This window comes from Pseudomonas sp. Z1-12, assembly GCF_051132015.1.
Taxonomy (GTDB): Bacteria; Pseudomonadota; Gammaproteobacteria; order Pseudomonadales; family Pseudomonadaceae; genus Aquipseudomonas; species Aquipseudomonas zanjanensis.
Genome location: NZ_CP071647.1, coordinates 3,106,466 through 3,120,083 on the forward strand (window position 1 = coordinate 3,106,466; position 13,618 = coordinate 3,120,083).

Annotated in this window: 10 protein-coding genes; 7 read left to right on the top strand and 3 right to left on the bottom strand. The window is 59.8% G+C overall.

What is annotated here, in order from left to right:
• Nucleotides 1–30: 30 nt before the first annotated feature.
• The gene (locus J3P85_RS13140) at nucleotides 31–633 is read right to left on the bottom strand and encodes a helix-turn-helix domain-containing protein (protein ID WP_434706126.1); all 603 of its coding nucleotides are present in this window, start codon (nucleotides 631–633) and stop codon (nucleotides 31–33) included.
• Between the two features lie 165 nt (nucleotides 634–798).
• Here J3P85_RS13140 and J3P85_RS13145 point away from each other — a divergent pair, with 165 nt between their 5' ends.
• Both J3P85_RS13145 and J3P85_RS13150 read left to right on the top strand, forming a co-directional pair.
• A complete protein-coding gene (locus tag J3P85_RS13145) occupies nucleotides 799–1,494 on the top strand; it encodes a B3/B4 domain-containing protein (RefSeq protein WP_434706127.1) in 696 nt (231 codons plus the stop codon).
• Between the two features lie 98 nt (nucleotides 1,495–1,592).
• Nucleotides 1,593–2,147 (top strand): hypothetical protein, encoded by a 555-nt coding sequence (locus J3P85_RS13150; RefSeq protein ID WP_434706128.1) that lies wholly within the window; start codon nucleotides 1,593–1,595, stop codon nucleotides 2,145–2,147.
• Nucleotides 2,148–2,252: 105 nt separating this feature from the next.
• Here the strand turns inward: J3P85_RS13150 and J3P85_RS13155 are convergent, their stop codons facing one another.
• On the bottom strand, nucleotides 2,253–3,167 hold the full coding sequence (locus J3P85_RS13155; RefSeq protein WP_072405519.1) for a LysR family transcriptional regulator: 915 nt from the start codon (nucleotides 3,165–3,167) through the stop codon (nucleotides 2,253–2,255).
• A 258-nt stretch (nucleotides 3,168–3,425) separates the two neighbouring features.
• Between J3P85_RS13155 and J3P85_RS13160 the strand changes: the two genes are divergently transcribed.
• From J3P85_RS13160 to pgm, 4 genes are all read left to right on the top strand, one after another.
• Nucleotides 3,426–4,451 carry a zinc-dependent alcohol dehydrogenase family protein gene (locus J3P85_RS13160; protein ID WP_053119386.1) on the top strand — a complete coding sequence of 342 codons (1,026 nt, stop codon included), beginning with the start codon at nucleotides 3,426–3,428 and terminating at the stop codon, nucleotides 4,449–4,451.
• A 680-nt stretch (nucleotides 4,452–5,131) separates the two neighbouring features.
• Complete coding sequence (locus J3P85_RS13165) at nucleotides 5,132–6,622, top strand: hypothetical protein (protein WP_434706129.1); 1,491 nt, start codon at nucleotides 5,132–5,134, stop codon at nucleotides 6,620–6,622.
• 96 nt (nucleotides 6,623–6,718) lie between these two features.
• Nucleotides 6,719–8,116 carry a PLP-dependent aminotransferase family protein gene (locus J3P85_RS13170; protein ID WP_434706130.1) on the top strand — a complete coding sequence of 466 codons (1,398 nt, stop codon included), beginning with the start codon at nucleotides 6,719–6,721 and terminating at the stop codon, nucleotides 8,114–8,116.
• Nucleotides 8,117–8,207: 91 nt separating this feature from the next.
• Entirely contained in the window at nucleotides 8,208–9,854 is a 1,647-nt protein-coding gene (pgm, locus tag J3P85_RS13175) for a phosphoglucomutase (alpha-D-glucose-1,6-bisphosphate-dependent) (RefSeq protein ID WP_434706131.1), read from the top strand.
• Between the two features lie 163 nt (nucleotides 9,855–10,017).
• Here the strand turns inward: pgm and J3P85_RS13180 are convergent, their stop codons facing one another.
• A complete protein-coding gene (locus J3P85_RS13180) occupies nucleotides 10,018–10,713 on the bottom strand; it encodes a pirin family protein (protein WP_207966929.1) in 696 nt (231 codons plus the stop codon).
• A gap of 235 nt (nucleotides 10,714–10,948) precedes the next feature.
• On the opposite strand from J3P85_RS13180, the gene J3P85_RS13185 reads away from it, so the two are divergent.
• The gene (locus J3P85_RS13185; RefSeq protein ID WP_434706132.1) at nucleotides 10,949–13,414 is read left to right on the top strand and encodes a UvrD-helicase domain-containing protein; all 2,466 of its coding nucleotides are present in this window, start codon (nucleotides 10,949–10,951) and stop codon (nucleotides 13,412–13,414) included.
• Nucleotides 13,415–13,618 lie beyond the last annotated feature (204 nt).

A 13,618-nucleotide genomic window follows, 5' to 3' on the forward strand; every position in this document is an offset into this window, starting at 1 on the left:
CGTATCGATGGCGCAAGCTCCGGTGAGCACTTACGGATGCATCTCCGTCACGGACATGGTGAATACCAACTTGGATTTGCCAGCGTTGGAGTAGGAATGGGGAACATCGGTCTTGGCCACTGCCGAGCTTCCCGCAGGGATGACCAACTCCGTTTCCCCTACCACGCATTTGAGCGTGCCTTTCTCCACATGAAAAAGTTCAAGCGTGCCTTGAGGGTGCCCAGGTGACGCGAAGGCCTCGCCTGGATGCATTTCCCAACGCCACAGCTCGATCATATTGGGGCCGGACGTTCCTGCCAGAAGTCGCGCCGTCCCTCCCTGGTCCCCGGTCCAGAGCGTGGGAATGTCCTGGCTGTCGATGATATGGGCAGAGGGGGCTTCGGTCACATTGACGATGTCTGCAACGGACAAACCCAGCGCGGCTGCGATTTTGCACAGGATGCCAATGCTGGGGTTTGCCGTACATTTTTCAATTTCAACGACCATTCCTTTGCTCACCCCTGAGCGCCGGGAAAGCTCATCCAGTGTGATTTTCTGTGCCTTGCGTGCCTGTTTGAGTGTGCGCGCGACAGCCAGGCTGACGGCTTGAGCGTCAGCACCCGGGGTCGTCGACAGGCTGGTATTCATGGTCATTGATGAGGGTCATGCTGAGAAGAAAATGTGCCGGGATTCTCGGTCTATAGCGATAGGCCCGTCAATCGACCCATTCGTTATAGTAGTTGATAATGGTCATTATATTGACTTTGTTGGTCGGCGCTGGATAGCATGAAATGACATTTGGATTCCTGGAGGTTCTTGATGCTGTCCGTACTGCCGTTAATCGATCGAGCCGTTGCAGAGCTGGTCCCGGGGTTCAGGGCTCTGAGCATTGCGGTGCAAGCTGCGCCGCTGACCCATCCTGAGGTTGCTCAGGCCGCACTGGACCGGGCGTGCAAGGCAGTGCGGGAGGGTGGGCCAGGCTGGGGCGAAGCACATTTGGCCGCATGGGCCGATACATTCCGAAAGTTTGGAGCCAAGCCGCAGCGCACGCCTTGTTCAGCCGAGGCGTTGCGTAAACGGGTGTTGCGCGACGGCAGCTTGCCCAGCCTGGATCCCATCGTCGATCTCTACAACGCCATCAGTCTTGAGTACGCCATCCCTGTTGGCGGGGAAAACATCGAAGCTTATGTGGGCTCCCCACGGTTGGTAGTCGCCGATGGCACCGAGCCCTTCGACACCCTGAAAGAAGGGGTTCCTGCTGTCGAGTATCCAGACGCCGGCGAAGTGGTCTGGCGCGACGACAAAGGCGTGACCTGCCGTCGCTGGAACTGGCGGCAAGGTGTCAGGACCCGTCTTGATGCCGATGCAAAGTGCATGTGGTTCATTCTGGAAAGTTTGCCGGCGATGCCGCTTGAAGCCTTGACGGAAGCGGGGGACAAACTGATCGAAGGTTTGCAACGAATGATGCCTGGCGTCCAGATCGAGAGTTCGTTGATGGGGCCTGGGGCTAAATAGTCGACAGATAATCCTGGGCAAGTGAGCAGGCAAGTAAGCTAGGCTGTTCGCACGACAGGCCGTCGGTATTCGACGGCCTGAAAACAAAGGCGCTATCAATGTCGAAACATTCGCTGTTGGGTTGGACCCGTTCCTTGTGCGTGCTTGCTGCCTTGAGCGGCGCGGCCACCCTGGCAGTTGCTGCCTCGCCTGAACAAACCGCTACGGCGGCATCGGACACGCAATCGGTGTCCCTGGCAGGCGGCAAGCTGAAGTTCGTGCTCAACGGCGTCGAGACCCGTATCTTGAACAGCGAGAACGGCAGCACGATGTACTTCGATCCGAAAAGCGAGCGGGCCATCATCGTTACCGAAGGTCCGGCGCCGACTGCGGGTACCACCCCGGACGCTGCGTTTCGCCTTGCCGTGGATACCGTGAAGGAAAAGCAGCAGGCCGCGTCATCCAACTTTCGCATGACTAGCGAGAAGATCATTCAGGTGAACGGCTTGAAGATGCACCGCCTGGACGGCACCGACGATTTCAATGGCCTGCAGCTACTGATGGCCTCGTTGATGACGATGAACGATCAGAAGATCACCATCATCGAAGTGATGTCCAGCGTAAACGACCCGGCCGGCCATACCGCTGCGTTGAACAACATTCTGGGCGAGTAAACCCCATCTCCTGATTCCTTGCGCTGTAGCCTCAATCTGAGGCCACGTGCCCAGCGTTTTGCGAGGTGGCGCGAAAGCCGTGGGCTGTGATGTGCTGGAACTCTATTACAGGCTATCGGGGTCGCCGAAAAACATCTGAATCCGCGACCGCAACCACCGCTCCCCCGGATCGTTGTCCTGGGACCCGCGCCAGGCCATGTGCAGTTCGAAGCTGCGTACTGGTATGGGCGGGTCTTCGGCGCGTACGCCACCGGCGGCGGTCAGTGCGTCGGCGGTGTAGTCGGGCACGGTGGCGATAATGTCGGTGCCCGACAGTAGCGTGCTCAAGCCGTTGAACTGCGGCACGGCCAACACGACATGGCGCTTGCGGTCGAGTTTCGCCAATTCTTCATCAATGAAACCGCTCAAGTCCCCTGCGAAGGAGACCAGGGCGTGGGGGCGGGCGCAGAATTCGTCCAGGGTCAATCGCCCCGGCGCGGTGTCGGCCCGCAGCACTTTGGGCATGCTGCGCCGCAAGACCTTGCGCTTGGCGTTGGCCGGCAGGTCGTCGGTGTAGCTGACGCCGATGGAAATTTCACCGGAGGCCAACAAGCCTGGCATCAGGATGTAGTTGACCCGGCGCACCACCAGCACGATGCCTGGCGCTTCGGCCCGCAGGCGCTTGAGCAGCATCGGCAGCAGGGCGAATTCGGCGTCGTCCGACAGGCCGATGCGAAACACCGAGGTGCTGGTGGCCGGGTCGAATTCCGCAGCGCGGCTCACCGCCGTGGAAATCGAATCCAGGGCTGGGGAGAGCAGGGCGAAGATCTCGACCGCCCGGGCCGAAGGCTCCATGCTGCGGCCGGTGCGCACGAACAGCGGGTCATCGAACAGGCTGCGCAGGCGCGACAGCGCTGCGCTGATGGCCGGTTGGCCGAGAAACAGCTTCTCGGCCGCGCGGGTCACGCTGCGTTCATGCATCAGTGTTTCGAACACGATCAACAGGTTCAGGTCGACACGCCGCAGGTCATTACGATTCATCTGGGGTCCTGGCAGGTTCAGCAAGCTTGACGTCGGCGGCCATATGGGAACAATGGCCAGCATGAATCTTACGGGGAAAGGCTGGTACTCTGCATCGGGTAAATGCATTTTCTTAGGGATAAGTCTTACAGGACTGGTTCGCTTTTCTTGCTGCGGAATCAATGACAGGCATGTCGACTATTAATAGCCACTGATGGTCTTGGCCACAAAGCCCGGATAGAGTTCATGGCATTAGAGGTTACTTTGACGAGGTTTGCGATGTCCCGCACGATCCGTTTTCACAAGTTTGGTGGTGCCGAGGTGCTCAAATGCGAAGAGCATGCGGCGGCTCTTCCTGCGCCAGGAGAAGTGCAGGTCCGCGTCGAAGCGATCGGCATCAGTTGGTACGACACCTTATGGCGCCAGAACCTGGCGTCGTCCCAGGCACGCCTGCCTTCGGGCCTGGGCCATGAGATGGCCGGCGTGGTCACGGCCGTGGGCGACGGCATCGATGACTTGGCCGTGGGCGATAAGGTCGCCAGTTTCCCGGCCGAGAGCCCGAATGATTATCCCGTGTACGGCGAAGTGATCGTGCTGCCGCGCACCGCTCTGACCCGTTATCCCGACGTGCTCAGCCCGATCGAAGCCGCCGTGCATTACACGCCGTTGCTGATCGCCTACTTCGCCTACATGGACCTGGCGCGGGTCAAGCCGGGGCAATTCGCCCTGGTCACCGATGCCAGCCATTGTGCCGGCCCGTCCTTTGTCCAACTGGGCAAGGCCCTGGGTGTGCGGGTGATTGCGGCGACCAAGACGGCTGACGAACGTGAATACCTGCTGTCGCTGGGTGCCGAAAAAGTCATCGTCACCGAAGAGCAGGACTTGCTGATGCAAATCAACAAGCTCACCGACAACCGTGGCGTCGATGTAGTGTTCGACGGCCTTGGCGGGCCGCAGATGTCGCTGTTGGGCGATGTGCTGGCACCCCGTGGCAGCCTGGTGTTGTACGGCTTGCAGGGTGGCAACCAGACACCGTTCCCGGCCTGCGCGGCGTTCCAGAAGAACATTCAGTTCTTCGTGCACTGTATCGGCAATTTTACCGGCAAACCGGAACTGGGCATCCTTCAGGACCAGGTGGCGTTGCAGCGCGCATTGCGTGATATCAATCAACTGACCGCCGATCGCGTGCTGTTGCCCCTCAAGACGCGGGTCTTCCCGTTCTCCGAGTTTGTCGAAGCTCACCGGTACATGGGCGAATGCCCTTGCCGCGAGCGCGTTGCCCTTCAGGTCGTCGACCCCGCCTGATACCTGTCTTGCGCAAGAGTCATCGCCCGGGCTCTTGCGCCGCCTTCGGCTTTATCCCCGTCCTTCCTTTCCTCTCTGCACCCGCTGGCTGGCGGCGGTGTGTACGTGCCTTGCAGCACCCATCAATGGCCTGTACCGGTTCGCTCAGGGCCGAAACGGCCGGCAGGTCAACATCTGAACTGGTTTTTGCCCCCAATCTGTATCTTCTAATCGTTATTTAAGTCCTGATAATTGAACGCTTGATTTCCATATCAAGGAAGAAGTCGTGGTGCGGTATAACTTTTTCGAAGGCCTTCATCCTTCAAGGCACATTCAAGGTGCAACGAGCGTTTATTGGAGCGGGGCTATCTATCAAACCTTTGGAAAACGAGGCGGGGTAGAGGGTCTATTCAAGTTCGGCAAGTTCCTTATTTCGCGTACTCATTATCTGTGGGACGTTGTCGGAATTCTCCTAGGACGTGCCCCTGGCTTGGCGAGGCCCCGTATTTACGCGGTCCGCGGCGGGGGAGTCAAGGAGTGTCGGGTGGCTCTCTGCGTATGTATCAAATAATTACGGCAAGCACCGCTTGAGCGTATTGCTAATACTCTTTGAGTACTAGAACGATCCATTCAGATCAACACGTCGCGCGGTCACGTTGGTGCGGGTGCGGCGCCGATAGTTGAATTTCAGGTAAATAGCTATGAGTGCAATTCATGAGCAGGCAATGACTCACGTGTATCAACAGATACTGCAACGCTTGTTGGGTTTTTATTCGCGGGGCGAACGGACTGCGTTGCAGCTTCTGATCCAACGATTGATTGTCGCCGCCGGAGGCATCGACCGGATTGGCGATTATCGGGTGTTGACGGTCCAGAACGGAAGCCGGGAGGGCTTTTACGTGCTGACCGCGTTGCGGGCCGCACAGCTCAGCATCGCGGGCCGGCATCCGGTGACCTTCGCTTTACGCGTCGCCACGCCGCGCTTGAGCGAGACTACCCAGGCGACGTTGGAGAACATCCATCGCTGCTACAGCGCGCTGTTTGTCTATGACGATCCCCGGGTCGAATTGCTGATGGCGGATAACCGCGAGGTTTTGCCGTTCAATCACCGGCAGCCCTTGTCGGTGGCGGGGCACGAGGCCAATCGCATGGATCTGCTGGCGCTGGGGCATCTTCGCTCGGTCGACAGCCCCCTTGAAATCGGAGGGGAAGGCTACCTGGCGATGACCGAGTTCTATCGGCACATGGCCCGCTGGGAGCCTGGCGTGGATTCGATGGTCAGCAGCGATACGCCGCGCCAGCAAAAACTGTTTATTTCAGGCCTGCGCCGCGCGGCCCGCAAGATCGGCCTGCCGATCGACAACATTGGCTGTTTCGACAGTCTCTTTGCGCACCTCGATACCTTGAACAACGATCTCTACGAACATTTCTACGGTCCCGAGCGTCTTGGCGCATGGAAACCCGAGGGGCATTACGAGGCTTGTCGGCGGATGAGCCACATTGGCATCGACGACCTGATCGTCGATCGTCAGGAAGGCACCAATTGGCCGCTGTTCAACGAATTCCTGCGAGTACGGACCGACCACCTTATGCCCTCGTCGATCGAAAACGAGTACCTCAGCCCGCTGCTGTCGGCTCATCTGCATGGGCTGCAGGCCTGCTACGTGCAGGGGCGCAGCTACGAAACGGGGTACGGCGACTACGTGCAGCGGGCGATCATGATCATGCATCGCAAGCAGTTGCCGGAACATGCCTGCGAGCAGGCTCGGGTGCTGTTTGGCTCACCTTCGTCGATTCCCGAACGCCGCGCCTACGCCGCCCTCGAAGCGCAGAAAATCCTCGGGCTCAGTGAAACGCAACTGGTGTGCATGCTGTTCGCCCCGTTCGTGGGGCAGGGCGCGGGCCTGGAAGATTTTCTGCGTTGTTGCCACCCCGGCATGCTGGTGGCACTGCCGGACCTGCACAAGGCCATGCAGGGCGCGCCCGTTGCCGATCAGATCGCACATTGGATGGTCGACGTCAGTGGCCTGCCCGTCGGTGTCCTTGGCAAACTGTACCAAGCGAGCGTGGCATCGCCGGACCAACCGGAAACGGTTCCGGGCGGCGATCTGCAACAGGCCCTCGACGACATCGACACGGCAGAAGCCGGGCGGGCCGCCGATGAGCCGCACGAACACTCGGCAAGGCACTGAGGAACGCGGTTTGATGGAGTCGTCTACCTCCCGCCCGATCATGATGCCCGGTGTTGCGACCTGGCCGGCTGCAATCCGCTCTCCTGGCGTGATCCGATGAAAGGTTGCCGGGAGACAGACTTCGCCTACCAGGCGGTTTATCGCTACCTGACCACGCTGATCAACGAACTGGAGGTCGATGCGCGGGTGCGCCTGCCCTCGTTGCGGCAATTGGCCGAGCGTCTGAATGTGTCGATATCCACCATTCAGTACGCGTATTCATTGCTGGAGAAGGAAGGGCGGGTCTATTCGATCGCCAAGTCCGGTTATTACGCACTGCCGGCGCCCAGCACGACTACCCTGGACGGCGGCGGCGATCTACTCGAAACCTTGTATGTCAACGCCCGACGGCCAGGCATGCTTGTGCTCAGCGCGGATGAGCCGGCGTCGATGCAGCCACTGGACAGTCCGATGTTGTTGCTCGAGCGCGAGCTGCTGCGCCAGTATCCACGTTCCTCGCAGATGCCTTCGCAACCCTGGGGCGAGCTGGAACTGCGCACCGCGCTGGCGGCCCGCTACACGTCTTCGCCGGCCCGTTGCTGGAATGCCGATGACGTCTACATCGGTGCCGACCTGCGGGGTGTCCTGGAGATACTGATTGGCGTACTGGCACTTCGGGGCGCCACCGTGCTGATCGAATCGCCTTGTGACTGGGTCGTGTTGCGCCTGCTCCAGGCCGCTGACATCAACCTCATCGAGTTGCCACTGCTGGCCGGCGGGGAAATCGATATCGAGCAGTTGGAACAACTGTTGGAAAGCGAAACGGTACGCCTGGTGATGTTGTCGTCGGTCCTGAACATGCCAACGGGGTCGTTCGTTCCCGAGGAAAACCGTCGTGCCATCGCGCAGTTGCTGGAACGGCACGGCACGTGGGTGCTGGAGAACGACAGCCATACAGACTTGGCGTTCGAGGCCGGGGCGACGCCTTTTCGGGACTTGCTCGACCCGGACCGGCTGATCGTCTATTCCACCTTCGAGAAGACCATCGGCCCAGAGGCGCCATATGGCTACGTGTTGTCGCGCCAGTTGACCCTGCAGCTGCAGCGACATTTCCTGCTCCGTGCGTTTCGCCTGTCGCCGATTCGCCAGAAAGCCATCGCCCGGCTGTACAGCAACGGTCGGATTGACCAGCATTTGCTGGTGTTGCGGCGCCTGCTGCGCGAAAGTGCGGTTTCGACCACACAACTGCTGCGCGAGCGGCTGGGGGATAGCGTGCAATGGGTGGACCCCCAAGGTGGCGCGACGATCTGGATGCGCTCGACGCGAAGGGTCGACTTGCGGCGGGTGTTTCGTCGGCTCCTGGCCCAGCGAATCGTCATCGCGCCCGGAGAACTGTTCAGCCTTCATGGCCTGTATGGGCAACATATGCGCCTGACCCATACGCTCAATGGGCCGCAGGACCTGGATGCGGCACTCTGCGCGTTGACCGACGCCCTGAGGCTTGAGCAATCGTAATCGGCGGCGATGGATCGAACCCATCGCGCCATGGTCGAACTGTCAGTAAACTGCACCCCATTTCCCGAGCCATTCCACTCAGAGGTTTTGCATGACAGTCAGTCCATTTGCGGGCAAGCCGGCACCGGCAGAGTTGTTGATCGATATCCCGCGACTGGTGACGGCCTACTACACCGGCCGACCCGATGCCTCGGTTGCAACCCAGCGCGTGGCGTTCGGCACCTCCGGCCACCGCGGCAGCTCCTTTGACCTGGGCTTCAACGAGTGGCACGTGTTGGCAATCAGCCAGGCGATCTGCCTGTACCGCGAAGCCCAGGGGATCAATGGACCGTTGTTCGTCGGTATCGACACTCACGCGCTGTCGACCCCGGCGGGCGCCAGCGCATTGGAAGTGTTCGCGGCCAACGGTGTGACCGTCATGATCGCCGAGGGGGATGAATACACCCCGACGCCAGCGGTTTCCCACGCCATTCTCTGCTACAACCGTGGCCGCACGTCGGGCCTGGCGGACGGTATCGTCATCACGCCGTCCCACAACCCGCCGCAAAGCGGTGGCTACAAGTACAACCCTACTAACGGTGGCCCGGCCGATACCCACATCACCAAGTGGATCGAAGCCAAGGCCAACGAACTGCTGGCCAACCAGCTCGCCGGCGTCAAACGCGTCAGTTACGAGCAGGCCCTGAAGGCCGATACCACCCACCGCCATGACTACGTCAACACTTACGTGGCGGACCTGATCAATGTCATCGATTTCGATGCCATCCGCACCGCCGGGCTGCACCTGGGTGTCGACCCGTTGGGAGGCGCGGGCGTGCGCTACTGGCCAGCCATTGCCGAGCATTACCGCCTGGACCTGGAAGTGGTGAATACCCACGTGGATTCCACCTTTCGTTTCATGACCGTCGACTGGGACGGGCAGATCCGCATGGACCCATCCTCCAGCCATGCCATGCAAGGATTGATTGGCCTGAAGGAGCGTTTCGACGTGGCCTTCGCCTGCGACCCGGACCATGACCGCCATGGCATCGTGACGCCGTCCGGCGGCCTGTTGGCGCCGAACAATTACCTGGCAGTGTCGATCGACTATTTGTTCCAGAATCGCCCGCAATGGCGCGCCGATGCGGGCGTGGGCAAGACGGTGGTCAGCAGCGGCCTGATCGATCGCGTCGCCAAGCGCCTGGGACGTCGACTCTATGAAGTGCCGGTGGGCTTCAAATGGTTTGCCGATGGCCTGTTCGATGGCTCCCTGGGCTTTGGCGGTGAAGAAAGTGCCGGTGCTTCGTTCCTGCGCAAGGATGGCGGCGTCTGGAGTACCGACAAGGACGGCCTGATTCCGGCGTTGCTGGCGGCGGAGATGACGGCCCGCACCGGTCGCGATCCGAGCCAGGCCTACCGCGCCTTGACCGACGCGCTGGGCGAACCGTTCTCGGTTCGCGTCGATGCCAAGGCCAACCCGCAGCAGAAGGCGCTGTTGAGCAAGCTGTCGCCGGATCAGGTGACGTCTACCGAACTGGCTGGGGAGAAGATCCAGAGCATCCTCAGCCATGCGCCGGGCAATGACCAGGCCATCGGCGGCCTGAAGGTCATGACCGAAAACGGCTGGTTCGCGGCGCGTCCGTCCGGTACTGAAGATATCTACAAGATCTACGCTGAAAGCTTCATTGGTGATGCGCACCTCAAGCAGTTGGTGGCTGAGGCGCAAACGTTGGTGGATGGGGCTATCGCTAGCAAGTAATGCCTGGGCAAGTGATGCCTGTGATGTGAACGTGTGGCGAGGGAGCTTGCTCCCGCTGGGCTGCGCAGCGGCCCCGCTTTTTTGGCGGTCGCTGCGCAACCGAGCGGGAGCAAGCTCCCTCGCCACAAGAGCAAGAGGCGCAGTGCTGTTAGTGGCGCAGGGGTCAAGCCAGGTCTACGAGCACGATTTCGCTGTCTTCGATCGCTGTCACTCGCAATACCTGTTCAGCTTCAATCGCAACACCGTCTCGAGCTTGTGCGCGTAAACCGTTGATTTCTATCAATCCCGTGGCTGGCACAAGATAAGCTCGTCGCCCGGCGTCCAGCCGATACTCCGCACTTTCACCCGCCTTGAGGTTGGCCGCTACCAACCGCGCGTTGGCGCGAATGCGCAGGCTCTGGTCATCGCCGGCCTTGCCGCTGGCCAGGGTCACGAAGCCTTCGCGCGAGTCCTTGGGAAACGGTTTGGCGCCCCATGACGGTGCCAGGCCTTCTTCGTTGGGAATGATCCATATCTGGAAAATGCGCGTGGCCGTCGATTCCAGGTTGTACTCGCTGTGGGCAATCCCGGTGCCCGCGCTCATGACCTGTACGTCGCCAGCCTCAGTACGGCCCTTGTTGCCCAGGTTGTCCTGATGACTGATGGCGCCTTCGCGAACATAGGTGATGATTTCCATGTCCCGGTGCGGATGTTGAGGAAAACCACTGCCGGGGGCAATGACGTCATCGTTCCAGACGCGCAGATTGCCCCAATGCATGCGTTGCGGGTCGTAGTACTCGGCGAACGAAAAATGATGGTGGGCATCCAACCAGCCGTGGTTGGCGGCACCCAAGGTGGCGAAGGGCCTGAGTTCGAGCATGTTCGTGTCCTTTTCGCTGAAGAGCGAAAGCGAGGGTTGATGGCGCTATTTTCGCCAAGGAAACCATCGATAAAAAGCGTAAAAAACGTTTTAATCCTATCGCTTATTTAGATATAAAATCGCGAGCCAACTTTCACTTCATCGCCTAAGCCCATGACTTAAAGGCTTTTTGGTGGAACCTGGCGGCAAATACAGACACCATAGCCGTCATGGTTCTTGAACACCGGAGTCCCACGTGTCGCAACACACTCCCGATCATCCCCCCGAGCTGTTACCCCTGGCCCAGATGCCGTTGCTCAAGCGCCTGGCCGCTCGATTCTTCGGCCATGGCCTGACGCGCCTGCGTGCCCAGCACCGGGCGTCCTGGTTGCACGGCCAGGCCGATGGCTTTCGCAGCGGCCATACCGCCGGTTTCGACTATGGCTATAAGGAAGGCAGGGCCGAAGGACTCGAAGAGGGCCGTCAGGTGCTGTTGATCCGCGATTCGCGTAGCACGGAGCACCCGGCACCCCAGGTGGATGATTTGTTGTTCGACGACTGGCGTCTGCCACTGACCGCCGAGTTGAAGAAACGCATCAAGGCGGACGTTGCTCGATTGCTGCCGGCGCATGCACAACCCAGTGTCGCGCAATGGAAGATGATTTTCAGCGACACACCGTCCACGTCGGTGGTCGCCGGGGCGGGTGCGGGCAAGTCCACGACCCTGGTGCTGCGCATCGTGCTGCTGTCCCACTACTTGGGCTTCGAACTGGATTCGATGACCGTGGTGACGTTTACCCGGGAGTCGCGCAAGGATTTCATTCGAAAGCTGATCGAAGTGTTCGGCCTGTGGGGGCGAACTGTGAGCCTCAAGGAAGCTCGCGATCTGGTTCGAACCTTCCATTCGCGTATCTTGCCCATGGTGCGCAGCTTGCCTGGGTTCGAGCGCCTCCAGGCCTTCGAGACCCTGAGTCATCGCGCCGAAGCGGACGACGCCCAAGACAACCCTTTTGACCTGCGCATCAATGATGTCCAGCGCCAGCAACTCAACGCCTGTTATTACAGCCTTTACCAGCGAGACGCGCGTTTCCGTGAGCTGATCCAGCCGTTGTCCCGCCATGCCCTGCAGCTCAAGGAACTGGAGCGCGATCACCCGGATGTGCAAAAACGGGTGGCCGTCACCGAGCTGGCGGCCCAGCGCGACGAAGAATTGTGCGACGCCGTCGAAGACCTGTGGTTTCGCGCCGGTGCCTGGCCAATCAAGGGAATCGAGCCAAAGCGACAGACTTTTGAAATCAACGGTTCTCGATTCCATTGCCACGGCTACGCACCGTCACTCGATGCCTGGGTGATGCTGGGCTTCGATCCGCGGGAAGACGCGCGGCTCAGCCGTCCGGGCGCCAAGTTGAGTATCCGCGCGGAGTGGGTGGTAAAGCGTACCTTGTTTCAAGCTTTCTGCCGTAAGCCGCTGATCTGGCTGGAAAGTTATGAGGTGTCAAGGCGTGTGGTGGCCACAATGGCCGGCGATGCCAGTGCCGGGCCCGGGTTCGACTATAAGGTCAAGGGCGAGCTGGGTTCGGCGCCATTGCTGGACTGTTTTGTCGCGGCGGCAGGCTTTATCGAGAACCTTGGGCTTGACGTCCCGGATGCCGTGGGCCGGATGTCCTTCGCCCAAGATGACCCTGATCGGTATTTTTTCGAGGCGTTAAGTCGCTATTGGCGAGCCTTCGAAGACCATTTACTCGATCAATCGCCACCGATCATGACCTACAACCGCATGTTCGCGTTGTTCAGCGAACATTCGCCGGAAAACTTCAAGTTGCTGGGGGATGCCTTGCTCAGGCCGCTTTCGCACCTGATGATCGACGAATTCCAGGACGTGTCGCCGCAGATCGTCTCCTGGCTTCGCGCCAGTCTCCGCGAGGTCCGTAGCCGTGGCCCAGCGCTGCATGTGGGGCGCGGCGCCCAGCGCTCCTCCTTGCTGTGTGTCGGGGACGATTGGCAATCGATCTATGGCTGGCGCGGCAGTTCGCCGAGCTATTTCATGGCGTTCAACAAGCAATTCCCGTCACCGGCGACAACTCGGGTCATGCTCACCGACAACTACCGCAGCCACCAGCACATCATCGACGCGGCCGAGCACATCGTGCGCGCCGCTGCGGCGATCCCTGGTAAAAAGGCCAAGGCCAGCGGCATGCCTCGTTCGCTGAGTCCGGTCAATGTACTGGATCGAGACGATGAAGGACTGGCCCTGCGATTGGAGGAGCATTATCGCAAGGGTGATTCCATCTTGATGCTGTATCGAAAAAGTAGCGATAAGCTATTGATAGAAAATAATATTCAGTCAGTAGTTAATGTGGATTCTAGCTTGCCTTATGAGGCTCGGCGGCTCAGGCAAATGACTTACCACAGTGCCAAGGGGCTCCAGGCTGATGCGGTGTTCTTGTTGGGTGACTGTCAGCACTTGAGCAGTTCGCCCTACAAAAATCAGGTTTATCGAATGGCTGGGCTGGGGCAGGACGGGGATGCCGAGCCTTACGACACGGCGCAAAAAGATGAAATCTTGCGTTTGGCGTATGTGGGGATTACTCGTGCGGTGCAGCATTGCTATTGGTATGTCGATGGGCAGGATGGGCAGGCGGCCAATGGGCCTAAGGCTTCGGATCGTGTTGCTGCGGATAAGCCTTTTTTTGTTGACCATCGGCGTGTTCGTAAGGGGTAGGGTTTCTATTCCTGGGTATGTGTGTATATCCGTTATTTAGGTAACGGCGACTTAGGGTTCCGCTTTTACAGCGGGTCACTTTTGGAAGAGCCGGGAGCCGGACCAGCCAAAAGTAACCAAAAGCGCTTTGCCCCACCACTCGGCACCTCGCCTAGGCTCGGTGTGCCCTCACTCCGGCATTACTCCGTGGGCCGCCGCGAAGGG

Excerpts from the sequence above, each read along its gene's own strand:
- J3P85_RS13140 (WP_434706126.1), bottom strand. The coding sequence starts at position 633 with ATGACCATGAATACCAGCCTGTCGACGACCCCGGGTGCTGACGCTCAA.
- J3P85_RS13145 (WP_434706127.1), top strand. The coding sequence starts at position 799 with ATGCTGTCCGTACTGCCGTTAATCGATCGAGCCGTTGCAGAGCTGGTC.
- J3P85_RS13150 (WP_434706128.1), top strand. The coding sequence starts at position 1,593 with ATGTCGAAACATTCGCTGTTGGGTTGGACCCGTTCCTTGTGCGTGCTT.
- J3P85_RS13155 (WP_072405519.1), bottom strand. The coding sequence starts at position 3,167 with ATGAATCGTAATGACCTGCGGCGTGTCGACCTGAACCTGTTGATCGTG.
- J3P85_RS13160 (WP_053119386.1), top strand. The coding sequence starts at position 3,426 with ATGTCCCGCACGATCCGTTTTCACAAGTTTGGTGGTGCCGAGGTGCTC.
- J3P85_RS13165 (WP_434706129.1), top strand. The coding sequence starts at position 5,132 with ATGAGTGCAATTCATGAGCAGGCAATGACTCACGTGTATCAACAGATA.
- J3P85_RS13170 (WP_434706130.1), top strand. The coding sequence starts at position 6,719 with ATGAAAGGTTGCCGGGAGACAGACTTCGCCTACCAGGCGGTTTATCGC.
- pgm (WP_434706131.1), top strand. The coding sequence starts at position 8,208 with ATGACAGTCAGTCCATTTGCGGGCAAGCCGGCACCGGCAGAGTTGTTG.
- J3P85_RS13180 (WP_207966929.1), bottom strand. The coding sequence starts at position 10,713 with ATGCTCGAACTCAGGCCCTTCGCCACCTTGGGTGCCGCCAACCACGGC.